Source organism: Agromyces sp. NPDC056389, assembly GCF_042262385.1.
Classification (GTDB): Bacteria; Actinomycetota; Actinomycetes; order Actinomycetales; family Microbacteriaceae; genus Agromyces.
Genome location: NZ_JBHJPN010000001.1, coordinates 400,467 through 425,338, shown reverse-complemented (window position 1 = coordinate 425,338; position 24,872 = coordinate 400,467). Strand labels below are relative to the sequence as shown.

Below are 24,872 nucleotides of genomic sequence, written 5' to 3'. Positions count from 1 at the left end.
ATTTTGTCCTTTACGGAGCATTCACTACATGACAACCGCAACGACCAAGGCACCCAAGCAGGTCGCGATCAACGACATCGGATCTGCTGACGATTTCCTCGCCGCGGTCGAGAAGACTTTGAAGTTCTTCAACGACGGCGACCTCATCGAGGGTACCGTCGTGAAGATCGACCGCGACGAGGTTCTCCTCGACGTCGGCTACAAGACCGAGGGTGTCATCCCCTCGCGTGAGCTTTCCATCAAGCACGATGTCGACCCCAGCGAGGTCGTCGGCGTCGGCGACACCGTCGAGGCGCTCGTCCTTCAGAAGGAAGACAAAGAAGGCCGTCTCATCCTGTCGAAGAAGCGCGCTCAGTACGAGCGCGCATGGGGCGACGTGGAGAAGATCAAGGAAGCCGATGGCGTCGTGACCGGTTCGGTCATCGAGGTCGTCAAGGGCGGCCTGATCGTCGACATCGGCCTCCGTGGCTTCCTCCCGGCGTCGCTCATCGAGCTCCGCCGCGTGCGCGACCTCACGCCGTACCTCGGCCAGGAGATCGAGGCGAAGATCCTCGAGCTCGACAAGAACCGCAACAACGTCGTGCTCTCGCGCCGCGCGCTCCTCGAGCAGACGCAGTCCGAGTCGCGTTCGACGTTCCTCGCGAACCTCCACCCGGGACAGATCCGCAAGGGTGTCATCTCGTCGATCGTCAACTTCGGTGCGTTCGTCGACCTCGGTGGCGTCGACGGTCTCGTCCACGTCTCGGAGCTCTCGTGGAAGCACATCGAGCACGCCAGCGAGGTCGTCGAGGTCGGTCAGGAAGTCACCGTCGAGGTGCTCTCCGTCGAGCTCGACCGCGAGCGCGTCTCGCTGTCGCTCAAGGCGACGCAGGAGGACCCGTGGCAGGTCTTCGCCCGTACCCACGCGATCGGTCAGGTCGCCCCGGGTAAGGTCACGAAGCTCGTTCCGTTCGGTGCGTTCGTTCGCGTCGCAGACGGCATCGAGGGCCTCGTCCACATCTCCGAGCTGTCGGGCAAGCACGTCGAGCTCGCAGAGCAGGTCGTGTCTGTCGGCGAAGAGGTCTTCGTCAAGGTCATCGACATCGACCTCGAGCGTCGCCGCATCTCGCTCTCGCTGAAGCAGGCGAACGAGGGCGTCGACCCCGAGGGCACCGAGTTCGACCCGGCGCTCTACGGCATGCTCACCGAGTACGACGAGCAGGGCAACTACAAGTACCCCGAGGGCTTCGACCCCGAGACCAACGAGTGGCGCGAGGGCTTCGAGGCCCAGCGCGAGAAGTGGGAGCAGGACTACGCTGCAGCCCAGGCTCGCTGGGAGGCTCACAAGAAGCAGGTCGCCGCGGCGAACGCTGCTGCTGTGGCCGACGACTCGTTCGCCTCGGCTGGTGCTTCGTACTCGAGCGACTCGGCCGGCGCGGGCACCCTCGCCGACGACGCGTCGCTCGCGGCGCTGCGCGAGAAGCTCTCGAGCAACAACTAGTTCGCTCCCGCGACACAAGCGGACGCGAAACGGAAGGCCGGTCCCCTCGGGGGCCGGCCTTCCGGCATTTCATGGCGCGGTCGACGGATGTCGCGCGCTCCGCGCCCGGCGGCGGCGCACGGCGATGACCACGAGCGCTGCGATCAGCACGACGCCGAGCACGACGAGCACGGGTGCGAGGATCGCTGCGAAGGCGAGCGCGAACGCACCGGCATCCTCGGCGGCGCTCGCGATGGGAGCACCGACACCGGCGGTGGCGGCATTGACAACGGGCCGCGCCATCGCCTTGGCGAGATGCACGAGCAGGGCGAGCCCCACACCGATCGCGATCGGCACCCACTGCTGCGAGGTGAAGAAGGCCTCGGGGTCGGTGACGGCCACGGTCGTCGCGCTCACCCCCGACCCGAAGGCCAGGCCCCCGGCTGTGGGCCGCACGACCGTCTGCACGATGTCGTTCATCGAGTCGAGGCCCGGCACCTTGTCGGCGACGAACTCGACGATGAGCAGCACGACGAGGATGAGGAGCACCCACTCGTTCGACAGCCACGCCCACTGCGGCGGCAACTCGATGAGGCCGGTGAACCGGTCGAGTGCGCCGATCACCACCAGGGGGATCCAGGCGTTCAAGCCGGCCGCGAGCGCGAGTCCGGTTCCCGTCAGCAGTTCGAGCATCTTCGCCTCCTGAGCCGTCGCGTCGAGTGTCGCACGGTTAGAGTGAGAGCGTGTATCTGATCGGTCTCACGGGCGGCATCGCCTCAGGCAAGTCCACGGTCGCGCGTCGACTCTACGAACACGGCGCCGTGCACATCGACGCCGACCAGCTCGCACGGCGCGTCGTTGAGCCCGGGACGCCCGCACTCGCGGCGATCGTCGAGGAGTTCGGTGCCGACGTGCTGCACCGCGACGGAACGCTCGACCGCGCGAAGCTCGGTGAGCGGGTGTTCGGCGATGCGGAGCAGCTCGCGAAGCTCAACGCGATCGTGCACCCCGCGGTGCGCGAGCTCTCGGGCCGCCTGATCGCGAAGGCCGAGGCAGAAGACCCCGATGCCGTCGTCGTCTACGACGTTCCACTGCTCGTCGAGGCATCCGTCGACCACCCGTTCGACCTGATCGTCGTGACGAACGCGCCCCGACGCGCCCAGGTCGAGCGCCTCGTCGAGCACCGCGGACTCGACCGCGGCCAGGCAGAGGCCCGCGTCGATGCCCAGGTCGACAACACGGCTCGCCTCGCGATCGCCGACGTCGTGATCGACACGGATGGCTCGCTGGCGCACACCATGAGCCAGACCGACGACCTCTGGCACCGCATCGTCGAAGAGCGTCGCGCTCGCGCCTGACCACGACCCCGCGGGCTGACAGCGCGCTCACAGGGGGAGTGTCGGGGGGCGCTCCTAGACTGGGAAGCATGCAGGCCACACGTTCAGTTCGGCCGTTCGAGGTCATCAGCGAATACACGCCGAGCGGCGATCAGCCGGCGGCGATCGCCGAGCTCGCGGCACGCATCAACGCCGGTGAGACCGATGTCGTGCTGCTCGGCGCGACCGGCACCGGCAAGTCCGCGACGACCGCCTGGCTCATCGAGCAGGTGCAGCGACCGACACTCGTGCTCGCGCACAACAAGACGCTCGCAGCGCAGCTCGCCAACGAGTTCCGCGAACTCCTGCCGAACAACGCCGTCGAGTACTTCGTCTCGTACTACGACTACTACCAGCCCGAGGCGTACGTTCCGCAGACCGACACCTTCATCGAGAAAGACAGCTCGATCAACGCCGAGGTCGAGCGGCTGCGCCACTCGACGACGAACTCGCTGCTGAGCCGGCGCGACGTCGTGGTCGTGTCGTCGGTGTCGTGCATCTACGGCCTCGGCACGCCCGAAGAGTACCTCGGCGCGATGATGCCGCTGCAGGTCGGGCAGAAGGTCGATCGCGACTGGCTCATCCGCAAGTTCGTCTCGATGCAGTACCAGCGCAACGACGTCGACTTCTCGCGCGGCAACTTCCGCGTGCGCGGCGACACGATCGAGATCATCCCGATCTACGAAGAGCTCGCGATCCGCATCGAGATGTTCGGCGACGAGATCGAAGCGCTCTACAGCCTGCATCCGCTGACCGGCCAGGTCGTCGCGAAGCTCGACTCCGTCCCGGTGTTCCCGGGCTCGCACTACGTCGCGAGCACCGAGGTGATGCAGCGCGCGATCGGCACCATCCGCATCGAACTCGAAGAGCGACTCGCCGAGCTCGAGCGCGAGGGCAAGCTGCTCGAGGCGCAGCGACTGCGCATGCGCACCACGTTCGACCTCGAGATGATGGAGCAGATCGGCTTCTGCTCGGGCATCGAGAACTACTCCCGGCACATCGACGGCCGTCAGGCCGGTGAGGCGCCCCACTGCCTCCTCGACTACTTCGCCGACGACTTCCTCGTCGTCATCGACGAGTCCCACGTCACGGTGCCGCAGATCGGTGCGATGTACGAGGGCGACTCGTCGCGAAAGCGCACCCTCGTCGAGCACGGGTTCCGCCTTCCGAGCGCACTCGACAACCGGCCGCTCAAGTGGGACGAGTTCAAGGCGCGCGTGGGGCAGACGGTCTACCTCTCGGCGACGCCCGGGCGCTACGAGATGGGCATCGCCGACGGCGTCGTGCAGCAGATCATCCGCCCGACGGGTCTCGTCGATCCGCAGATCGTGGTGAAGCCCTCGAAGGGCCAGATCGACGACCTGCTCGAAGAGATCCGCACCCGCGCCGGCCGCGACGAGCGAGTGCTCGTGACGACGCTCACGAAGAAGATGGCCGAAGAGCTCACCGACTTCCTCACCGAGGCGGGGGTGCGGGTGCGCTACCTCCACTCCGACGTCGACACGCTGCGCCGCGTCGAGCTGCTCACCGAACTCCGAGCCGGTGTCTACGACGTGCTCGTGGGCATCAACCTCCTGCGAGAGGGGCTCGACCTGCCCGAGGTCTCGCTCGTCGCGATCCTCGACGCCGACAAAGAGGGCTTCCTCCGCTCGTCGACCTCGCTCATCCAGACCATCGGTCGCGCCGCTCGCAACGTCTCGGGCGAGGTGCACATGTACGCCGACGTGCTCACCGACTCGATGAAGTCGGCCATCGACGAGACGACGCGTCGACGCGACATGCAGCTCGAGTACAACAAGGTCAACGGCATCGATCCTCAGCCGCTCCGCAAGCGCATCGCCGACATCACCGATGTGCTCGCGAGAGAAGAGGCCGATACTGCGGCGCTCCTCGCCGGTCGCGACGCGAAGAAGAAGACCTCGGTTCCGAACCTCCGGCGAGAGGGCATCGCGGCGGCGGGCGCCAACGATCTCGAAGACATCATCCGCGACCTCAACGACCAGATGCTGGTCGCGGCGGGGGAGTTGAAGTTCGAGCTGGCGGCACGCCTGCGCGACGAGGTCTCCGACCTCAAGCGCGAGCTCCGCCAGATGGAGAAGGCCGGACACCTGGGGTGATCGTCGCGCGATTCGAACGTATGTTCGCTCAGAGCACGCGCGCTCGAGGCATCCGTGTCGGTGGTGCTCTCTAAACTCGAAGGGTGCCAGTTTCACGTCTCGATGCCCATTCGCACCTGAGTGTCCGCGGTGCTCGCGTGCACAACCTGCAGAACGTCGACGTCGAGATCCCGCGCGACGCGATGGTGGTCTTCACGGGGCTCTCGGGTTCCGGCAAGTCGTCGCTCGCGTTCGACACGATCTTCGCAGAGGGGCAGCGGCGGTACGTCGAATCGCTCTCGGCTTATGCGCGCCAGTTCCTCGGGCAGGTCGACCGCCCCGACGTCGACTTCATCGAGGGCCTCAGCCCCGCGGTCTCCATCGACCAGAAGTCGACCAACCGCAACCCGCGTTCGACCGTCGGCACGATCACCGAGATCTACGACTACATGCGCCTGCTCTGGGCTCGCATCGGTGTGCCGCACTGCCCGGTGTGCGGTGAGCGCATCCAGCGGCAGACGGTGCAGCAGATCGCCGACCAGCTCATGGAGCTGCCCGAGGGCATCCGCTATCAGGTCGTCAGCCCCGTGGTGTCGAAGAAGAAGGGCGAGTTCGTCGACCTCTTCCGCGATCTCGCCGCGCAGGGCTACTCGCGCGCCGTCGTCGACGGCGACGTGATCCGCCTCGACGACCCGCCGAAGCTCAAGAAGCAGATCAAGCACGACATCTCGGTCGTCATCGATCGTCTCGTCGCCGGGCCCGAGCTCCTCGGCCGGCTCACCGACTCCCTCGAGACGGCCCTGCGCCTGACCGACGGGCTCGTGCAGGTCAACTACGTCGACGAGACCGGCCCCGCCGCCTGGGCCACCTTCTCCGAGAAGCTCTCGTGCCCGAACCAGCACCCCATCCAGCTGACTGAGATCGAGCCGCGCACGTTCTCGTTCAACGCGCCCTTCGGCGCGTGTCCCGAATGCTCCGGCCTCGGCACCCGCATGTCCGTCGACGACGCGCTCCTGCTCGGCGACCAGAGCCTCAGCATCGCCGACGGCGTCATCCTGCCGTGGACCTCGCAGGGCAAGAGCCTCTACAACTACTACGAGAAGCTGCTGGGCGGGCTCGCCCGCGACCTCGACTTCTCGCTCGACACCCCGTGGGAGGAGCTCGACGAAGTCGCCCGCCAGGCGGTGCTCCGCGGCGACAACTTCGAGGTCAAGGTCAAGTGGCGCAACCGCTACGGCCGCGAGATGAGCTACACCTCCGGCTTCGAGGGCGTCGTGCCGTACATCGAGCGCCAGTACCTGCAGGCCGAGACCGACGTGCAGCGCGCCCGGTGGTCCGAGTACCTCCGCGAGGTGCCGTGCCCGGTCTGCGACGGCAAGCGCCTGAAGCCCGAAGTGCTCTCCGTGCTCATCCACGACCACAGCATCGCCGACGTCGGACTGCTCAGCCTCACCGATGCGCGTTCGTTCATGGACCGGCTCGCGCTGACCGACCGCGAGCAGGCGATCGCCGCGCAGGTGCTGCGCGAGATCAAGCTGCGACTCGACTTCCTCATCCGCGTCGGGCTCAGCTACCTCGACCTCTCGCGTGCGGCGGCCACCCTCTCGGGTGGTGAGGCGCAGCGCATCCGACTTGCGACGCAGATCGGCTCGGGCCTGACCGGCGTGCTCTACGTGCTCGACGAGCCGAGCATCGGCCTGCACCAGCGCGACAACCGTCGGCTCATCGACACACTCATCGCGCTCCGCGACCTCGGCAACACGCTGATCGTCGTCGAGCACGATGAAGACACGATCCGCACCGCCGACTGGATCGTCGACATCGGACCGGGTGCCGGCGTCAACGGTGGCACGGTCGTGCACTCGGGCAGCTACGCCGACCTCGTGAAGAACACGCGCTCCCTCACGGGCGACTACCTCTCGGGTCGCAAAGAGATCCCGATCCCCGAGCAGCGTCGAGCGATCGACGGCGAGCGCACGATCATGGTGCAGGGCGCCGAGGCGAACAACCTGCGCGGCGTCGACGTCGAGTTCCCGCTCGGCGTGCTGACCGCCGTCACCGGGGTGAGCGGCTCGGGCAAGTCGTCGCTCGTCAACGACATCCTCTACCGGGTGCTCGCCAACCGCTTGAACGGGGCCCGCAAGGTGCCCGGCAAGCACCGCAGGGTGACGGGCCTCGACCAGCTCGACAAGGTCGTGCACGTCGACCAGGCGCCGATCGGCCGCACGCCGCGGTCGAACCCGGCAACGTACACCGGCGTCTTCGACCGCATCCGCACGCTGTTCTCCGAGACGACCGAGGCGAAGGCGCGCGGCTACCTGCCGGGTCGATTCAGCTTCAACGTCAAGGGCGGGCGCTGCGAGGCGTGCTCGGGCGACGGCACCATCAAGATCGAGATGAACTTCCTGCCCGACGTGTACGTCGCGTGCGAGGTCTGCGGCGGCCAGCGCTACAACCGCGAGACCCTGCAGGTGCACTACAAGGGCAAGAACATCGCCGAGGTGCTCGAGATGCCGATCAGCGAGGCGGCCGAGTTCTTCGAACCGATCTCCGCGATCCACCGCTACCTCAAGACCCTCGTCGACGTCGGACTCGGCTACGTGCAGCTCGGCCAGAGCGCCACGACGCTCTCGGGCGGCGAGGCGCAGCGCGTGAAGCTCGCGACCGAGCTGCAACGTCGCTCCAACGGCCGCAGCGTCTACGTGCTCGACGAGCCCACCACTGGGCTCCACTTCGAAGACGTGCAGAAGCTCCTCAAGGTACTCGGCAAGCTCGTCGACAAGGGCAACACCGTGATCGTGATCGAGCACAGCCTCGACGTCATCAAGTCGGCCGACTGGATCATCGATCTGGGCCCCGAGGGCGGCTCTGGCGGTGGCCAGATCGTGGCCACCGGCACTCCCGAACAGGTCGCCGCGGTGACCGACAGTCACACCGGGTACTTCCTGCGCGAGATCCTCGACGCGGCGTCGGTGCGAGCCGCGGTCGCCAGCTGAGGCGATGAGCACCGCACCGTCGAACAGGGACACCGTCCCGTACCGTCCGAAGAAGGGCGAGATCCCGACCCAACCCGGGGTGTACCGGTTCCGCGACGCCGATCGACGGGTGCTCTACGTCGGCAAGGCGAAGAACCTCCGGGCCCGCCTCTCGAACTACTTCGCACCGCTCCGCACCCTGCACGAGCGCACCCGCCGCATGGTCACGACGGCAGCATCGGTCGAGTGGACGGTCGTCGCCAACGAGGTCGAGGCGCTGCAGCTCGAGTTCACGTGGATCAACGAGTTCGATCCACCGTTCAACGTGCAGTTCAAGGACGACAAGTCGTACCCGTACCTCGCGGTCACGCTGGCCGATGAGGCGCCGCGAGCCGTCGTCACCCGCAACCGCAACATCCGCGGCGCCAAGTACTTCGGGCCCTACCCCAAGGTGTGGGCGGTCAACGAGACGCTCGAGATCCTGCTCAAGCTCTTCCCGATCCGCACCTGCAAGGACTCCGACTACCGCCGGGCGATGGCCAGTGGCAAGCCGTGCTTCGCCGGACAGATCGGCCGCTGTTTCGGGCCGTGCTCGGGTCTCGTGACGATCGAGGAGCACCGCGAGAGCGTCGACCGCTTCGTCTCGTTCATGCAGAACCAAGACCGCCGCATCCTCGGCGAGCTCACCCAGCGCATGCGATCGGCCGCGGCCGTGCAGGACTACGAGTCCGCCGCACGTCTTCGCGACCGACTGCAGGCCGCCACCTCGTTCTTCGAGAAGAGTGCCGTCGTGCTCGGCGAGAAGGTCGACATCGACGTGTTCGGCATCGACCACGACGAACTCGCCGCCGCGGTGCAGCTCTTCATCGTGCGCGGCGGGCGCATTCGCGGCGTGCGCTCGTGGACGGTCGACAAGGAGCTCGACGTGCCGCTCGGCGAACTCGTCGACTCGGTCGTGCAGAACGCCTACGGCGACGGGGGAGTCCCCGCGGCCGAGGTCGTGGTGCCCGAGCTTCCCGACGACGCCGAGGCGCTCGAGACCTGGCTGGGCACGATCGCGGGTCGCAAGGTGCGACTACGGGCGGCGCAGCGCGGCGACAAGGCGGCACTCCTCGCGACCGCGACGCAGAACGCCAAGCAGACGCTGATGCTCTACAAGACGCGGCGCAGCGCCGACTTCACGACGCGGTCGCGGGCCCTCGAAGACATCCAAGAGGCGCTCGGCATGGCCGATGCACCGCTCCGCATCGAGTGCTACGACGTCTCCCACCTCAGCGGAACGAACATCGTCGCCTCGATGGTGGTCTTCGAAGACGGTCTGCCCCGCAAAGACGAGTACCGACGGTTCACCATCCCGCATTCGACCGACGACACCGATTCGCTCCACCAGGTGCTCACTCGTCGCCTCGCCTACCTGAAGACCCCAGACTCGATCGGCTCGCCGATCGAACCGAGCGTCGCCGACGGCGCGGACGTGCCTGAGGGCGAAACGGATGCCGCGGCAACCGAACGCCGCAAGAAGTTCGCCTATCGTCCGAACCTGCTGATCGTCGACGGCGGCCAGCCGCAGGTGGCGGCCGCGGCGCGCGCGCTCGAGGAATCGGGCGTCGAGGGCATCTACCTCTGCGGCATCGCGAAACGGCTCGAGGAGATCTGGACGCCCGACGGCGACTATCCCGTGATCCTGCCGCGCAACAGCGACGCGCTCTTCCTCTTCCAACGGGTGCGCGACGAGGCGCATCGCTTCGCGATCACCCACCAGCGGCAGCGTCGCAAGCGCGACATGGGCAGTGTCCTCTCCGAGATTCCCGGGCTCGGACCGTCGCGTGTGAAGGAGCTGCTGCGGCACTTCGGGTCGGTGAAACAGCTGCGCGCGGCATCCGAGACCGACATCGCCGAGGTGAAGGGCATCGGCCCATCGCTCGCGGCGACCGTGCACCGCACGCTGCACGCCGATGGCGCCCCCGCACCCAGATAGGCTTGGGTGTCGACACGCGGAAGGGGGCCTCGACACGATGACCGCAGATTCCGAGCAGCAGGAGATGCTGATCGTCACCGGCATGTCCGGTGCAGGACGCTCGACGGTCGGCAACGCGCTCGAAGACCTCGGCTGGTACGTCGTCGACAACCTCCCCCCGCAAATGCTGCGCCCTCTGGTCGAGCTCGTCGAGCGGGCCGGCACGTCCCTCCCGCGCATCGCGGCGATCGTCGACATCCGCGGCCGTGACTTCTTCTCCGAGCTCCGCGAGATCATCCAGGCGCTGCGTACCGGTGTCAGCGTGCGCGTCGTCTTCCTCGATGCCACCGACGCCGTGCTCGTGCGCCGATTCGAGTCGGTCCGCCGCCCGCACCCGCTGCAGGGCAACGGAACGCTGCTCGACGGCATCGGCGCGGAGCGCGCCCGGCTGGCGGAGCTCCGCGAGGCGAGCGACATCGTCGTCGACACCTCCGACCTGAACATCCACCAGCTCGCGACCCTCATCACCGAGACCTTCGCCGAGGTCGGCCACGCCGGCCTTCGCGTCACCATGCAGAGCTTCGGGTTCAAGTACGGCGTGCCCTCCGACGCCGACCTCGTGGCCGACGCGCGCTTCCTTCCGAATCCGTTCTGGATCCCCGAGCTCCGCCACCTCACGGGCGACGATGCCGTCGTCTCGGAGTACGTGCTGAGCCAGCCGGGCGCCATGGAGTTCGTCGAGGCGTACGTGAAGGCGCTCGAGCCCGTACTCGCCGGCTACCAGCGCGAGAACAAGCGGCACGCGACGATCGCGATCGGATGCACCGGCGGCAAGCACCGCTCGGTCGCCCTGGTGCGCGAGCTGGCGAAGCGCATCGCGGCGCTGCCCGGCGTCGCCGTGAGCGTGAAAGATCGGGACCTCGGCCGCGAGTGATCGCCGGCCGTGCAACACATGAGAGATGGGACGACAAGTGGCACTGACCGCTGACGTGAAAGAAGAACTGGCGCGCGTCGAAGTGTCGAAGACCGGGGTCAGGGTCGCTGAGCTCGCATCGATCCTCCGGTTCGCCGGAGGCCTGCACATCATCTCCAACCGCATCGCGATCGAGGCGGAGCTCGACTCCCCGACGCTCGTGCGTCGGGTGACGCGCGACCTCGGCGAGATCTACGGGGTGCGTCCCGATGTCTCGGTGATCTCGCCGACCGGCATGCGGCGCTCGAACCAGTACCTCGTGCGCGTGCTCGAGGGCGGCGAGACGCTCGCCCGTCAGACCGGCCTGCTCGACGCACGCCGGCGCCCGGTGCGCGGCCTGCCGAACAAGCTCACGACGGGCTCGCGCGACGAGGTCGCGGCCATCTGGCGAGGCGCGTTCCTCGCGAAAGGCAGCCTGACCGACCCCGGTCGTTCGGCTGCGCTCGAGGTCACCTGCCCCGGCAACGAGACCGCCATGGCGCTCGTCGGCGCCGCGGGTCGCCTCGGCATCTCGGCGAAGGCGCGCGAGGTGCGCGGCGTCCACCGCGTCGTCATCCGCGACGGCGAGGCGATCAGCGCGATGCTCGCGGTCATGGGCGCCACCGAGACGGTGCGCAACTGGGAAGAGCTGCGTCAGCGCCGCGAGGTGCGCGCAACGGCCAACCGCCTCGTCAACTTCGACGACGCGAACCTGCGACGTTCCGCACAGGCCGCCGTCGCGGCATGCGCCCGAGTCGAGCGCGCGATGGAGCTCCTCGGAGAGGGAATCCCCGACCATCTGAAGTACGCGGGCGAGCTGCGACTCGCTCACCGCGAGGCGAGTCTCGACGAGCTCGGCCACTATGCCGACCCGCCCATGACGAAGGACGCGGTCGCAGGACGCATCCGTCGTCTGCTCGCGATGGCCGACAAGAAGGCCGCCGACCTCGGCGTGCCGGGCACCGAGGCGAGCCTTCCCGCTGATCTCGACGAGGTCTGAGCGGATGCTCCGGCGGCCGTGCCGCCCGGAGCATGCACCATCGCCGAGCAGATCATCGGGGCATCCGTCATACGGTGTCAAGCCCGCAGCCGGTCAGGGGTGCCGATGCGGCGACGGGCATAGACTCGAGGAGCAGCCGCGGAATCCCGGGGATACGCCCGGAGGACCCGGCGCATCTGACAAGGAGAAGCAATGGCCGACTACACCCTCCCCGATCTGCCCTACGACTACTCGGCGCTCGAGCCGGCGATCAGCGGCACGATCATGGAGCTGCACCACTCGAAGCACCACCAGGCGTACGTGACGGGCGCCAACACCGCGCTCGCCCAGCTCGCAGAGGCTCGGGACTCGGGCAATCTCGCGAACGTCAACAAGCTCGAGAAGGACCTCGCCTTCAATCTCGGCGGCCACGTCAACCACTCGATCTTCTGGACCAACCTCTCGCCCGAGGGCGGCGACAAGCCGACCGGCGACCTCGCCGCTGCGATCGACGACCAGTTCGGGTCGTTCGACAAGTTCCAGGCGCACTTCACCGCGACGGCGCTCGGCGTGCAGGGCTCGGGCTGGGCGGTGCTCGCGTGGGATTCCCTCGGAGAACGCCTGATCATCGTGCAGTTCTTCGACCAGCAGGGCAACCTCCCCGCCGGCATCGTGCCGCTCCTGATGCTCGATGTCTGGGAGCACGCGTACTACCTCGACTACAAGAACGTGCGCGCCGATTACGTCAAGGCGTTCTGGAGCATCGCGAACTGGGAGAACGTCCAGAAGCGCTTCACGACCGCTGGTGAGAAGACCTCAGGGCTGCTGCTACTGTCGTAAAAAGGATGGTGTCCCCGGGCCCGTCCGGGGACACCGCCGTCCGACCAGTTCACCCAGTGAAAGTGCGCGTTCGCGCCATCGTCAATCAGGAGACATCTGTGTCTGTAAAGATCGGCATCAACGGCTTCGGCCGTATCGGCCGCAACTACCTCCGTGCCGCCCTCGCTCAGGGCGCCGACCTCGAGATCGTCGCCGTGAACGACCTCACCGACAACAAGACGCTCGCACACCTCCTGAAGTACGACTCCATCACGGGTCGCCTGGACGCGACGGTCGACTACGACGAGAACAACATCATCGTCGACGGCAAGGCCATCAAGGCGTTCTCCGAGCGCGACCCCGCGAACCTGCCCTGGGGCGAGCTCGGCGTGGACATCGTCATCGAGTCGACCGGTTTCTTCACCAAGGCCGCCGACGCGCGCAAGCACATCGATGCCGGTGCGAAGAAGGTCCTGATCTCGGCTCCCGCGACCGATGAAGATGCGACGTTCGTCATGGGCGTCAACGAGCACGAGTACGACCCCGAGCGACACAACATCATCTCGAACGCGTCGTGCACGACCAACTGCCTGGCCCCCCTCGCGAAGGTCTTCAACGACGCCTTCGGCATCGAGCGCGGCCTCATGACGACGGTGCACGCGTACACCGCCGACCAGAACCTCCAGGACGGTCCCCACAAGGACCTCCGTCGTGCGCGTGCCGCCGCGATCAACATCGTTCCGACGTCGACGGGTGCCGCGAAGGCGATCGGCCTCGTGCTGCCCGAGCTCGTCGGGAAGCTCGACGGCTTCGCGCTGCGCGTTCCGGTTCCCACCGGCTCGATCACCGACCTGACCGTCACCTCGTCGCGCCCCGTGACCGTCGACGAGGTCAAGGCCGCCTACAAGGCCGCCGCAGAGGGCCCCATGAAGGGCATCCTCAAGTACACCGAAGACGAGATCGTCTCGAGCGACATCGTCTCCGACCCGCACTCGTCGATCTTCGACGCCGGCCTGCTCCGGGTCCTCGGCGACCAGGTCAAGCTCTCGAGCTGGTACGACAACGAGTGGGGCTACTCCAACCGTCTCGTCGACCTGACCGAGTACGTCGCCGAACGTCTCTGAATCGAGCTCCTGTGACCCTGCGAACGATCGACTCCCTCGGTCCGCTCGCCGGCAAGCGCGTCGTCGTCCGTTGTGATCTGAACGTCCCCCTCCGGGACGGGGTCATCACGGACGACGGCCGCGTGCGGGCATCGGTCCCCACCCTGGCGGCACTCGTCGCCCAGGGCGCCCGCGTGATCGTGGTCTCCCACCTCGGTCGACCCGACGGCGCACCCGACCCCCAGTACAGCCTCGGTCCCGTCGCCGCCCGCCTCGGCGAGCTGCTCGACGCGCCGGTCGCCTTCGCGGCCGACACCGTCGGCCCCGATGCCGCGGCCAAGGTCGCGGCTCTCGCCGACGGCGAGGTGCTCGTGCTCGAGAACCTGCGGTTCAACCCGGGGGAGACCTCGAAGAACGAGGCCGAGCGCACCGCCTTCGCCGGCGAGCTCGCGGCGTTCGCCGACGCGGTCGTCTCCGACGGCTTCGGCGTCGTGCACCGCAAGCAGGCGAGCGTCTACGAACTCGAAGCGCTCCGTCCGAGCGCAGCGGGCCTGCTCATCGCGGCAGAGCTCGATGTGCTCGACCGTCTCACGGAGAACCCAGAGCGCCCCTACACGGTCGTGCTCGGCGGCTCGAAGGTCTCCGACAAGCTCGGCGTCATCGCGCACCTGCTGCCGCGGGTCGATGCGCTGCTCATCGGCGGCGGCATGCTGTTCACCTTCCTCGCCGCCCAGGGGCACAAGGTCGGGTCGAGCCTCCTCGAGGCCGACCAGATCGACACCGTGAAGGGTTACCTCGCAGAGGCGGCCGAGCGCGGCGTCGACATCGTGCTGCCGACGGACGTGGTCGTGGCCGCCTCGTTCTCGGGTGACGCCGAGCACGTCGTCGCGCCCGCCGATGCGATCGAGCAGACGCCGTTCGGCGCTTCCGGCCTCGGACTCGACATCGGTCCCGACACCGCCGCCGAGTTCGCGAACCGCATCCGCGGCTCGAAGACGGTGTTCTGGAACGGCCCGATGGGCGTGTTCGAGCTCGCACCGTTCGCGGCGGGAACCCGCGTGGTCGCGGCGGCGCTGACCCAGGTCGACGGCCTCAGCGTCGTGGGCGGCGGCGACTCAGCCGCCGCTGTACGTCAACTCGGCTTCGATGACGCTCAGTTCGGTCACATCTCGACCGGCGGAGGCGCGAGCCTCGAGTTCCTCGAAGGTAAGAAACTTCCCGGACTGGAGGTCCTCGGATGGCAGTGAAGCGCACCCCGTTCATCGCAGGCAACTGGAAGATGAACCTCGATCACCTGCAGTCGATCGCGTTCGTGCAGAAGCTCGCATGGGCCCTCGCCGATGCGAAGCACGACTTCGCCGACGCGGAGGTCGCGGTCTTCCCGCCGTTCACCGACCTGCGTTCGGTGCAGACGCTCGTGGCGGCCGACTCCCTGCCGATCGGCTACGGAGCGCAGGACCTCTCGGCGCACGACTCCGGCGCATACACCGGTGAGATCTCCGGAGCGTTCCTCAAGCAGCTCGACTGCCGTTACGTGATCATCGGCCACTCCGAGCGGCGCACGCTGCACGCGGAGTCCGACGCCGAGGTCAATGCCAAGGTCAAGGCCGCGCACCGTCACGGCCTCGTGCCGGTCGTCTGCGTCGGCGAGACCGCGGAAGACCTCGAGGCCCACGGACCGAGCGCCGTGCCGGTCGCACAGCTGCGCGCAGCCCTCGACGGCGTCGACGGCTCGAAGGGCCTCGTCGTCGCGTACGAGCCCGTCTGGGCGATCGGCTCCGGACAGGCGGCAACACCTGCTCAGGCCGAGCAGGTCGCTGCGGCTCTGCGGGCACTCCTCGTCGAACTCGTCGGCGAAGAGGTCGCCCAGTCGACCCGCGTGCTCTACGGCGGTTCGGTGAAGGCAGCGAACATCGCCTCCTTCCTGCGCGAGCCGAACGTCGACGGGGCCCTCGTCGGCGGCGCGAGCCTCGACATCCCCGAGTTCGCGAGCATCGTGCGGTTCAAGAAGCACGTCGGAGCCTGAATTCCCGTACCCGGGAGCGCGTGCGCTCCCGGGTACGGCCATGCTTCCGGCTATACTCGATTGTCGGCATCGACCCATCTGTCGTGCCCGGAAAGGTACACCCCGTGGAGATTCTCCAGGTCGTCCTGCAGGTGCTGCTCGGTCTCACCAGCCTGCTGCTGACGCTGCTCATCCTGCTGCACAAGGGGCGTGGCGGCGGCCTCTCCGACATGTTCGGCGGCGGTGTCACCTCCAGCCTCGGCGCATCCGGTGTCGCCGAGCGCAACCTGAACCGCATCACGGTCATCCTCGGACTCGTCTGGGTGACCTGCATCGTCGTGCTGGGCCTCATCACCAAGTTCGACTCCGGAATCTGACGGGAACATCATGGCATCAGGAAACAGCGCCATTCGCGGGTCGCGCGTCGGAGCGGGCCCCATGGGCGAACAGGATCGCGGCTTCCACGCCGATCGTGTCGCCATCAGCTACTGGGACGCCCACGGCAACGAGACCGTGCGCTACTTCTCGGCGACCCTCCCCGAAGAGGAGATCCCCGAGACCATCGACAGCCCGTCGACCGGTCTGCCGGCCGGCCGCGACCGCGAGAACCCGCCGTCGGTCTCGAAGCTCGAGCCGTACAAGACGCACCTCGCGTACGTGAAGGAACGCCGGACCGACGAAGAGGCCGCGGCCCTGCTCGACGACGCACTCACGCAGCTTCGCACCCGTCGCGGTCAGGCCCCGAAGGCCTGATCCGAGACGACGACGAGAAGGGGGCGGCCTGCTGGCCGCCCCCTTCTGCGTACGTGAACGTTCTGCGTACGTGAATGTCGCGTCGGCGACTCAGTAGTCGCGTGCGATCAGCGACTCGGGCACTTCGGATGCCGCGTCGGCGTCGACGAAGAACACCGTGCGCCGGCGACCCTTGATGCCCGCGACGGGAACCTCGTCGCGGCTGGCGCCCGCCAGGGCGAGACCGAGTGCCGATGCCTTGTCGGCACCCGCGAGCACCATCCACACGCGCTGCGACGCGTTGATGACCGGCCGAGTGAGGCTGAGCCGCTCGGGCGGAGGCTTCGGCGAGTTGCGCACGGCGATGACCGTGCGATCGGTCACCTGGATGCCGGAGCGATGCGGGAAGAGCGAGGCGACGTGCCCGTCGGGGCCGACGCCGAGGAAGGTGATGTCGAAGATCGGATGGGGCAGTCCGTCGACGCCATGTGCTGAGAGTTCTGCCGCATAGACCTCTGCCGCGGTGTCGAGGTCGAGCCCCGAATCGGAGGCGGGGAACGGGTGCAGGTTCTCGGCCGGCAGCTCGAGGTCGCCGAGGAAGGCGACGCGAGCCTGCTCGTCGTTGCGCTCGGAGTCGCCTGCCGGCAGCCAGCGCTCGTCGCCCCACCAGAAGTGCACGCGCGACCAGTCGATCGAGGTGTGCGCGGGCGATGAACCGACCGACTGCAGCACCGTGCCGCCCATCGAGCCGCCGGTGAGCACGATGTGCGCCACCGCCTGCGTGTCGAGGATGTCGAGGAGCTTCGTGATGAAGCGCGCGGCGACCGAACCCGCCAGCGAGGCCTTGTCGGGGTGCACGAGCACGCGTCGTTCGTTGGTCATGCGTTGCCTCCTTCGCCGTGGGGGTCGAGGAGCTCGAGTCCACGGGTGATGACCTCACCGTACAGCTCGTCGGGATCGAGGCGGCGGAGTTCGTCGGCGAGACAGTCGCGGAGATTTCGACGCGGCAGGGCGAGGTCGTGCCTTGGCTGGCCCGGCTGGCGGAGGGTCGCGATGCCCGGGACGTCGCGGATCAACTCGATCGCTCCGCCGTCGCGCTCGAGGCTCACGCCGTGGATTCCGTGGTAGCCGGCCTCGGGCCCGGCGAGTTCGTACTCGGTCGGTGCGTTGAGCTGCAGCCGCAGCCATGCCGCGAGGAGCGTGGTCGAGGGCGAGTCCACCGCGCCGCTCACGTGCACCCGCGTCACGGGCTCGTACGGCGGCTGGTCGAGCACCGCGGCGAGCTGTGCGCGCCAGAGGGTGAGCCGCGTCCATGCGAAGTCGGCGTCGCCCGGCGTGTAGTTGCCGGCGAGTGCGCGCAGCGCCGCCTGCGGGTCGGGCTGCGCCGAGGCATCCGTGATTCTGCGGTGCGCGATGCGCCCGAGCGGGGAGCGCCCAGGAACCGCGGGCGCTGCGCCGGGCCACCACGTGACGACCGGAGCGTCGGGGAGGAGGAGCGCCATGATGAGGCTCTCCTCATCGCGCGCGGCATCGCCGCAGGCGCGGAGCACGATGACCTCGCTCGCACCGGCGTCTCCGCCGACGCGGATCTCGGCGTCGAGCCGGGGCGGTACCGACGACGTCTCGGTGCCGGGCTCGGTCGAGACGACGATGACGCGCATCGGGTGCTCGCGGGAGGCGTCGTTCGCGGCTTCGATCGCCTCCTCCTCGACACCGGGCGAAGTGGCGATCACGAGGGTGAGCACGCGGCCGAGGGCGACGACGCCGCCCTCTTCGCGGATCTTCACGAGGGTCTTCGAGACCTGACTGGTCGTCGTGTCGGGCAGATCGACGATCATGGGCGTCTCCAGCTTCGTCCGTCGCGTTCGAGGAGCTCGTCGGCGGAGGTCGGTCCCCAGGTGCCGGGGCGGTACTGCTCGGGCTGGCCCTGCGTCGCCCAGAACTCCTCGATCGGGTCGAGGATCTTCCAGGAGAGCTCGACCTCCTCCTGGCGGGGGAACAGCGGCGGATCTCCGAGCAGCACGTCGAGGATCAGGCGCTCGTACGCCTCGGGGCTCGCCTCGGTGAAGGCGTGGCCGTAGCCGAAGTCCATCGTGACGTCGCGCACCTGCATGCCGGCGCCCGGCACCTTCGAGCCGAAGCGGATCGTGACGCCCTCATCGGGCTGCACCCGGATCACGAGGGCGTTCTGACCGAGCTGCGAGGTCTGGCTGTCGGCGAACACCTGCTGCGGTGCGCGCTTGAACACGACCGCGATCTCGGTGACGCGTCGGCCCAGGCGCTTGCCCGCCCGGAGGTAGAACGGCACGCCCGCCCAGCGGCGAGTGCCGATGGTGAGCTTCATCGCGGCGTAGGTCTCGGTCGTCGACTCGGGGTTCATGCCGTCTTCGTCGAGGAATCCGATGACCTTCTCGCCGCCCTGCCAACCGCCCGAGTACTGGCCGCGGGCGGTGCCGGTCGCGAGGTCCTCGGGCAGCCGCACGGCCGCGAGGATCTTCTCCTTCTCGGCGCGCAGGTCACCGGCCTCGAACGAGATCGGCTCCTCCATCGCCGTGAGGGCGAGGAGCTGCAGGAGGTGGTTCTGGATGACGTCGCGCGCGGCGCCGATGCCGTCGTAGTACCCGGCACGGCCGCCGACGCCGATGTCCTCGGCCATCGTGATCTGCACGTGGTCGACGTAGTTCGCGTTCCAGATGGGCTCGTAGAGCTGGTTGGCGAATCGGAGCGCCAGGATGTTCTGGACGGTCTCCTTGCCGAGGTAGTGGTCGATGCGGAACACCGAGTCGGGCGGGAAGACCGAGGCCACCACGTCGTTCAGCTCTCGCGCCGTCTTCAGATCGCTGCCGAACGGCTTCTCGATGACGACGCGACGCCACTGGTTATCGTGCTGCTCGGTGAGCCCCGACCGCTTCAACTGCTCGGTGACGAGTGGGAAGGATTTCGGCGGGATCGACAGGTAGAAGGCGTGGTTGCCCATCGTGCCGCGTTCACGGTCGAGGCTGTCGACGACCTCCCGGAGCCGGTCGAAGGCGGCGTCGTCGTCGAAGTCACCGGGAACGAAGCGGATGCCGCGAGCCAGCTGCTTCCAGACGTCCTCGCGGAACTCGGTGCGCGCGTACTCCTTGACCGAGTCGTGCACGACCTTCTCGAAGTCCTGATCGGCCCATTCGCGTCGCGCGAAGCCGACGAGCGCGAAGCCCGGGGGCAGGAGCCCCCGGTTCGCGAGATCGTAGACCGCCGGCATCAGCTTCTTGCGGGACAGGTCTCCCGTGACGCCGAAGATGATGAGGCTCGACGGACCCGCGATACGGTTGAGCCGGTAGTCCTTGGGAGAACGGAGCGGGTTGTGCTTCGCGGTGATCTCGGCCGGTTGCATCGTGTCTCCGGGTTCTCAGGCGACGACGTCGAACAGCGTCGCCGCGTCGGCCGAGGGGTCGGTGAGGGTGAGCGTCAGCACCGGTCGACCGTGTTCGGCGAGCACGCTCGCGTCACCGGAGGCCTGCGCGGCGATCAGCTGGCCGAAGCTGAACGGGCGATCGGGGATCGCGAGGTCTTCGGCCGGGGTCTGCGTGATCTGGAGGAACGCGCCGACCGCAGGACCTCCCTTGTGGAACTGGCCGGTCGAGTGGAGGAACCGCGGGCCCCAGCCGAACGTGACGGGCCGGCCGGCGCGGGCGGCGAGCAGGACGCGGAGCCGCTCGAGCTCGGGGTGGGCGACGCGATCGACATAGGCCTGGATCGAGAGGTAGCCGTCGGCGGGCAGCTCTTCGAGCAGCACGTCGATGGCGGAGGCGAGGTCGCTCGAAGCGCCGATGACCTCGGGAGTGCCGCGCACCTCGATGCCGCGCTCGACGAAGGCGGCGGGCGTGGGCTCGGGGCGGGCGTCGAGGAGGCCTCGCGCGGCGATCTTCGCGGACTCCACGTCGGGCTGGTCGAACGGGTTGATGCCGAGGATCCGACCGGCGACGGCGGTGGCGTACTCCCAGACGAGCAGCTGCGCGCCGAGCGTGCCCGAGACACGGATCTCTCCGGAATCGTCGCGGCCGAAGATCTCGTCGCCTGCGTCGTCGACGATGCGCACGATCTGCAGGTCGGAGAGGTTCTCGGTCAGCTCTGGTGCGTCGACGTCGAGCACGACGGGGAGGAGCCCGGTGCCGTTCTTGCCGGTCGACTCCGCGATGAGCTGCTCGGCCCAGTCGGGGAGCCCGACGATGTGGGTGCCGTCGGCGATGATGCCGAGCTTGTCGCGGAGGGGAACCGTCGCCGCGATCGCAGCCCCGAGCACGAGCCCCGGGTTCTCGGGGCTGTCGATGGCGAGCGAGAGCTCGATCGTCTCGGCCTCGTCGAGCACCTCGGAGATGTCGACACCGGCGAGGCCGGAGGGCACGAGGCCGAAGGCGGTGAGCGCCGAGTAGCGGCCGCCCACGTCGGGGTCGGCGTTGAACACGCGGTAGCCGGCGGCTCGCGCCGACTCGTCGAGCGGCGAGCCGGGGTCGGTCACGACGATGATGCGCGACGTGGGGTCGATGCCGGCATCGCGGAACGCCTGCTCGTAGACGCGGCGCTGGCTGTCGGTCTCGACCGTCGAACCCGACTTCGATGAGACGACCAGGGCCGAGGTCGAGAGCCGGTCGGCAAGCGCGGCGCGCACCTGTCCGGGCTCGGTCGAGTCGAGCACCGTGAGGTCGACCTTCGTCGTGCGCGTGATGACCTCGGGCGCGAGCGACGAACCGCCCATGCCCGCCAGCACGATGTGATCGACGCCGGCGGCCTCGAGCTCCTCGCGGAGCGCCTCGATCTCGGGGACGAGCGGGCGGGAGATCGCGACGGCCTCGGTCCAGCCGAGGCGCTTCGCAGCCTCGGCCTCTGCGTCGGCTCCCCAGAGCGAGGAGTCCTGAGCGGTGATGCCGCTCGCGACGAGGTCGGCCACGAGTGCGGGCACCGTGTTGCGCACGGCCTCGGCCGCGGGTCCGCTCACGGAGATGCGGAAGCTCATCGTGCCGCCTCCAGTGCGCCGCGGACGGTGTCGAGCAGTTCGTTCCAGGAGACGATGAACTTGTCGACGCCCTCGTTCTCGAGCAGCAGGGTCACGTCGTCGTAGTCGACGCCGACGCGTGCGAGCGCGTCGAGCACCTCGCCGGCTTGCGCGTAGGCGCCGGTGACGGTGTCGCCCGTGATGACACCGTGGTCGAACGTGGCCTCGAGCGTCTTCTCGGGCATCGTGTTCACGACGCCGGGCGCGACGAGCTCGGTCACGTAGAGGGTGTCGGGCAGCGCGGGATCCTTCACGCCGGTCGACGCCCAGAGCGGCCGCTGGCGGTTCGCACCCGACGCGAGGAGCGCTGCGGCACGCTCGCCGCCGAACTCCTGCTCGAAGAGCTCGTAGGCGAGGCGCGCGTTCGCGAGTCCGGCCTTGCTCTTCAGCGCGAGCGCCTCGTCGGTGCCGATCGCCTCGAGGCGCTTGTCGATCTCGGTGTCGACGCGCGAGACGAAGAACGAGGCGACGGAGTGGATGGTCGACAGGTCGATGCCGGCGGCCTTCGCCTGCTCGAGGCCGGCGAGGTAGGCCGCGATGACCTGGCGGTAGCGGTCGAGGCTGAAGATCAGGGTCACGTTGACGCTGATGCCGGCGCCGATCGCCGCGGTGATGGCGTCGAGGCCCTCGACGGTCGCGGGGATCTTGATCATGGCGTTCGGGCGGTCGACCTTGGCCCAGAGTGACTTGGCCTCGGCGATCGTGCCGGCGGTGTCGCGGGCGAGACCGGGGGAGACCTCGATCGAGACGCGGCCGTCGAAGCCGTTGGAACGGTCGTACACGGGGCGGAAGACGTCGGCGGCGTCGCGCACGTCGTCGGTCGTGATCTCGAAGACCGCGGTGTCGACGTCGGCGCCCGCGGCGGCGAGCTCGTGCACCTGCTCGGCGTACCGCTCGCCCTTGGCGAGGGCGCCGGCGAAGATCGTCGGGTTCGTGGTCACGCCGACGACGTCGCGCTCGGCGATGAGTCGGGCGAGGTCGCCGGAGGCGATGCGTTCACGCGAGAGGTCGTCGAGCCAGATGCTGACGCCCGCCTCGGAGAGTGCTGCAGTGGGGGAGCTGGTCATGGGAGTATCTCCTCTTCTGGCGCGCGTCAGGCCGACGCGAGCGATTCCTTCGCGGCGGCGACGACGGCCTCGGCCGTGATGCCGAACTCGCGGAACAGGGTCTTGTAGTCGGCGGACGCGCCGAAGTGCTCGATCGACACCGAGCGGCCGCGCGAACCGAGGTAGCGGTGCCATGAGAGCGCGAGTCCGGCCTCGACCGAGACACGGGCGGTGACGCCCGCGGGCAGCACCTGCTCGCGGTACTCGACGGGCTGCTCCTCGAACCACTCGAGCGACGGGGCCGAGACCACGCGAGCGCCGATGCCCTCTGCTGCGAGCGTCTCGCGGGCTGCGAGTGCGAGCTGCACCTCCGAGCCGGTGGCGATGAGGATCACGTCGGGCGTGCCCGACGCGGCCTCGGCGAGCACGTAGGCGCCCTTCGCCACGTGCGACGCGGCAGCGAGGGTGTCGCCGGATGCCTCGGCGTCGCCGCGCTCGAACACGGGGATGTTCTGCCGGGTGAGGGCGATGCCCGCCGGGGCATCCGTGCGCTTCAGGATCTCGAGCCAGGCGTGCGCCACCTCGTTGGCGTCGGCGGGACGCACGACCGTGAGACCCGGAATCGCGCGGAGCGTGGCCAGTTGCTCGATGGGCTGGTGGGTCGGACCGTCTTCGCCGAGGGCCACGGAGTCGTGGGTCCAGACGAAGATCGACGGCACCTGCATGAGGGCGGCGAGACGCACGGCGGGCCGCATGTAGTCGCTGAAGATGAGGAAGGTGCCGCCGAAGGCGCGGGTCTTGCCGTGCAGCACGATGCCGTTGACGATGGCGCCCATGGCGTGCTCGCGGATGCCGAAGTGCAGCACGCGGCCGTAGGGGTTGCCCGAGAACTCGTGCGTCGACCACTCGGTCGGGATGAACGAGGCCGCGCCGTTGATCGTGGTCAGGTTCGACTCCGCGAGGTCGGCCGAGCCGCCCCACAGTTCGGGCAGCACGCCCGCGAGGGCGTTGATGACCTTGCCGGACGCCGCACGGGTCGAGAGCTCGGTGCCTCCCTCGAAGACGGGCAGCACGGATTCGACGTCGGCGGGGAGCTCGCCGGCCTCGAGCCGGTCGAGGAGCGCCTTGCGGTCGGGGTTCGCCGCGGCCCACGCATCGAAGGAGACCTGCCACTCCGCGTGCTCGGCCGCGCCGCGCTCGACGGCGCCTCGCGTGTGGGCCAGCACCTCTTCGGCGACGACGAAGCTCAGCTCGGGGTCGAAGCCGAGCACCTCCTTCGTCGCGGCGAGCTCTGCCGCTCCGAGCGCCGACCCGTGGATCTTGCCGGAGTTCTGCTTGCCGGGCGACGGCCAGCCGATGATCGTCTTCAGGATGATGATCGAGGGCTTCGATGACTCGCCCTTGGCGGCCTCGATCGCGGCGTGCAGCTCGGCGACGTCTTCGACGTACTGGCCGGTCTTCTTCCAGTCGACCGTCTGCACGTGCCATCCGTATGACTCGTAGCGCTTCGCGACGTCTTCGGTGAAGGCGATGTTGGTGTCGTCCTCGATGGAGATCTGGTTGGAGTCGTAGATCACCACGAGGTTGCCGAGCTGCTGGTGGCCGGCGAGCGACGACGCCTCGCTCGTGATGCCCTCCTGCAGGTCGCCGTCACCCGCGACGACGTAGACGAAGTGGTCGAACGGGCTCGTGCCCGCCGCGGCGTCGGGGTCGAAGAGGCCGCGCTCGAAGCGGGAGGCGTAGGCGAAGCCGACGGCCGAGGCCAGGCCCTGGCCGAGCGGGCCGGTCGTGATCTCGACGCCCGCGGTGTGGCCGTACTCGGGGTGACCGGGCGTCTTCGAACCCCAGGTGCGCAGCGACTCGAGGTCGGAGAGCTCGAGTCCGTCGCCGGCGAGGAAGAGCTGCACGTACTGCGTCAGCGAGGAGTGGCCGGCGGAGAGGATGAAGCGGTCGCGGCCGAGCCATGCGTGGTCGGACGGATCGCGGCGCATGACCTTCTGGAACAGGAGATAGGCGGCGGGCGCGAGGCTCATCGCGGTGCCGGGATGCCCGTTTCCGACCTTCTCGACGGCGTCTGCCGCGAGTACGCGGGCCGTGTCGACCGCCTGGTCGTCGAGAGATTCCCACTGCAGATTTGCCACGATTGTGCTGTTCCTTCCGGTCGCTGGACGGTGACGGGAAACCGATGGCCCCGAGCACCGCTGGAATCGCTTCGGCGCGAGTTGCCCGGCGGACGACCCTTGGTCGTTTGCACCGGACGGCAATTCGAAACCGCGCCGTCGGGCGCGCTCTGCCAAGTATATGGACTCCTCACGTTTCATGACGGTGACGCGAAGCT

Annotated in this window: 20 protein-coding genes; 13 read left to right on the top strand and 7 right to left on the bottom strand. The window is 68.4% G+C overall.

The window, feature by feature from the left end; all coding sequences use genetic code 11:
* The first annotated feature begins 28 nt into the window (after positions 1-28).
* Positions 29-1,480, top strand: coding sequence for a 30S ribosomal protein S1 (rpsA, locus tag ACFCVM_RS02080; protein WP_074258955.1), 1,452 nt, complete (start codon positions 29-31; stop codon positions 1,478-1,480).
* 69 nt (positions 1,481-1,549) lie between these two features.
* Here rpsA and ACFCVM_RS02075 read toward each other — a convergent pair whose 3' ends face one another.
* On the bottom strand, positions 1,550-2,152 hold the full coding sequence (locus tag ACFCVM_RS02075; protein ID WP_375833264.1) for a DUF4126 domain-containing protein: 603 nt from the start codon (positions 2,150-2,152) through the stop codon (positions 1,550-1,552).
* A 50-nt stretch (positions 2,153-2,202) separates the two neighbouring features.
* On the opposite strand from ACFCVM_RS02075, the gene coaE reads away from it, so the two are divergent.
* From coaE to ACFCVM_RS02015, 12 genes are all read left to right on the top strand, one after another.
* Positions 2,203-2,817 (top strand): dephospho-CoA kinase, encoded by a 615-nt coding sequence (gene coaE / locus ACFCVM_RS02070; protein WP_375833262.1) that lies wholly within the window; start codon positions 2,203-2,205, stop codon positions 2,815-2,817.
* 68 nt (positions 2,818-2,885) lie between these two features.
* Entirely contained in the window at positions 2,886-4,952 is a 2,067-nt protein-coding gene (gene uvrB, locus ACFCVM_RS02065) for an excinuclease ABC subunit UvrB (protein WP_375833259.1), read from the top strand.
* Positions 4,953-5,035: 83 nt separating this feature from the next.
* On the top strand, positions 5,036-7,927 hold the full coding sequence (gene uvrA / locus ACFCVM_RS02060; protein WP_375833256.1) for an excinuclease ABC subunit UvrA: 2,892 nt from the start codon (positions 5,036-5,038) through the stop codon (positions 7,925-7,927).
* Positions 7,928-7,931: 4 nt separating this feature from the next.
* The gene (uvrC, locus tag ACFCVM_RS02055) at positions 7,932-9,884 is read left to right on the top strand and encodes an excinuclease ABC subunit UvrC (RefSeq protein ID WP_375833254.1); all 1,953 of its coding nucleotides are present in this window, start codon (positions 7,932-7,934) and stop codon (positions 9,882-9,884) included.
* 37 nt (positions 9,885-9,921) lie between these two features.
* A complete protein-coding gene (rapZ, locus tag ACFCVM_RS02050; protein WP_375833252.1) occupies positions 9,922-10,797 on the top strand; it encodes an RNase adapter RapZ in 876 nt (291 codons plus the stop codon).
* 37 nt (positions 10,798-10,834) lie between these two features.
* Entirely contained in the window at positions 10,835-11,815 is a 981-nt protein-coding gene (whiA, locus tag ACFCVM_RS02045) for a DNA-binding protein WhiA (RefSeq protein WP_375836622.1), read from the top strand.
* A 192-nt stretch (positions 11,816-12,007) separates the two neighbouring features.
* Positions 12,008-12,634, top strand: coding sequence for a superoxide dismutase (locus ACFCVM_RS02040; protein WP_375833250.1), 627 nt, complete (start codon positions 12,008-12,010; stop codon positions 12,632-12,634).
* Positions 12,635-12,732: 98 nt separating this feature from the next.
* Complete coding sequence (gap, locus tag ACFCVM_RS02035) at positions 12,733-13,737, top strand: type I glyceraldehyde-3-phosphate dehydrogenase (RefSeq protein ID WP_375833248.1); 1,005 nt, start codon at positions 12,733-12,735, stop codon at positions 13,735-13,737.
* Between the two features lie 11 nt (positions 13,738-13,748).
* Positions 13,749-14,963: a phosphoglycerate kinase gene (locus ACFCVM_RS02030; RefSeq protein ID WP_375833245.1), complete on the top strand. Its 1,215-nt coding sequence runs from the start codon at positions 13,749-13,751 to the stop codon at positions 14,961-14,963.
* Entirely contained in the window at positions 14,954-15,742 is a 789-nt protein-coding gene (gene tpiA, locus ACFCVM_RS02025; protein ID WP_375833242.1) for a triose-phosphate isomerase, read from the top strand. The genes ACFCVM_RS02030 and tpiA overlap by 10 nt, the downstream gene beginning before the upstream one ends.
* A 104-nt stretch (positions 15,743-15,846) precedes the next feature.
* Positions 15,847-16,098: a preprotein translocase subunit SecG gene (gene secG, locus ACFCVM_RS02020; protein ID WP_179550277.1), complete on the top strand. Its 252-nt coding sequence runs from the start codon at positions 15,847-15,849 to the stop codon at positions 16,096-16,098.
* A gap of 10 nt (positions 16,099-16,108) precedes the next feature.
* Positions 16,109-16,474 (top strand): RNA polymerase-binding protein RbpA, encoded by a 366-nt coding sequence (locus ACFCVM_RS02015; RefSeq protein ID WP_056009211.1) that lies wholly within the window; start codon positions 16,109-16,111, stop codon positions 16,472-16,474.
* A 90-nt stretch (positions 16,475-16,564) separates the two neighbouring features.
* Here the strand turns inward: ACFCVM_RS02015 and pgl are convergent, their stop codons facing one another.
* The 6 genes from pgl to tkt are packed head-to-tail and all read right to left on the bottom strand — an operon-like array spanning position 16,565 to position 24,675.
* Entirely contained in the window at positions 16,565-17,335 is a 771-nt protein-coding gene (pgl, locus tag ACFCVM_RS02010; RefSeq protein WP_375833238.1) for a 6-phosphogluconolactonase, read from the bottom strand.
* Positions 17,332-18,291, bottom strand: a complete 960-nt coding sequence (locus tag ACFCVM_RS02005) for a glucose-6-phosphate dehydrogenase assembly protein OpcA (protein WP_375833236.1) — start codon at positions 18,289-18,291, stop codon at positions 17,332-17,334. Before ACFCVM_RS02005 ends, pgl begins: the two co-directional genes overlap by 4 nt.
* A complete protein-coding gene (gene zwf / locus ACFCVM_RS02000; RefSeq protein WP_375833234.1) occupies positions 18,288-19,829 on the bottom strand; it encodes a glucose-6-phosphate dehydrogenase in 1,542 nt (513 codons plus the stop codon). The genes ACFCVM_RS02005 and zwf overlap by 4 nt, the downstream gene beginning before the upstream one ends.
* A 15-nt stretch (positions 19,830-19,844) precedes the next feature.
* Positions 19,845-21,449, bottom strand: a complete 1,605-nt coding sequence (locus tag ACFCVM_RS01995) for a glucose-6-phosphate isomerase (protein ID WP_375833231.1) — start codon at positions 21,447-21,449, stop codon at positions 19,845-19,847.
* Positions 21,446-22,555 (bottom strand): transaldolase, encoded by a 1,110-nt coding sequence (tal, locus tag ACFCVM_RS01990; protein WP_375833225.1) that lies wholly within the window; start codon positions 22,553-22,555, stop codon positions 21,446-21,448. The genes ACFCVM_RS01995 and tal overlap by 4 nt, the downstream gene beginning before the upstream one ends.
* 26 nt (positions 22,556-22,581) lie before the next feature.
* Positions 22,582-24,675 carry a transketolase gene (gene tkt, locus ACFCVM_RS01985; protein WP_375833223.1) on the bottom strand — a complete coding sequence of 698 codons (2,094 nt, stop codon included), beginning with the start codon at positions 24,673-24,675 and terminating at the stop codon, positions 22,582-22,584.
* Positions 24,676-24,872: the final 197 nt, after the last annotated feature.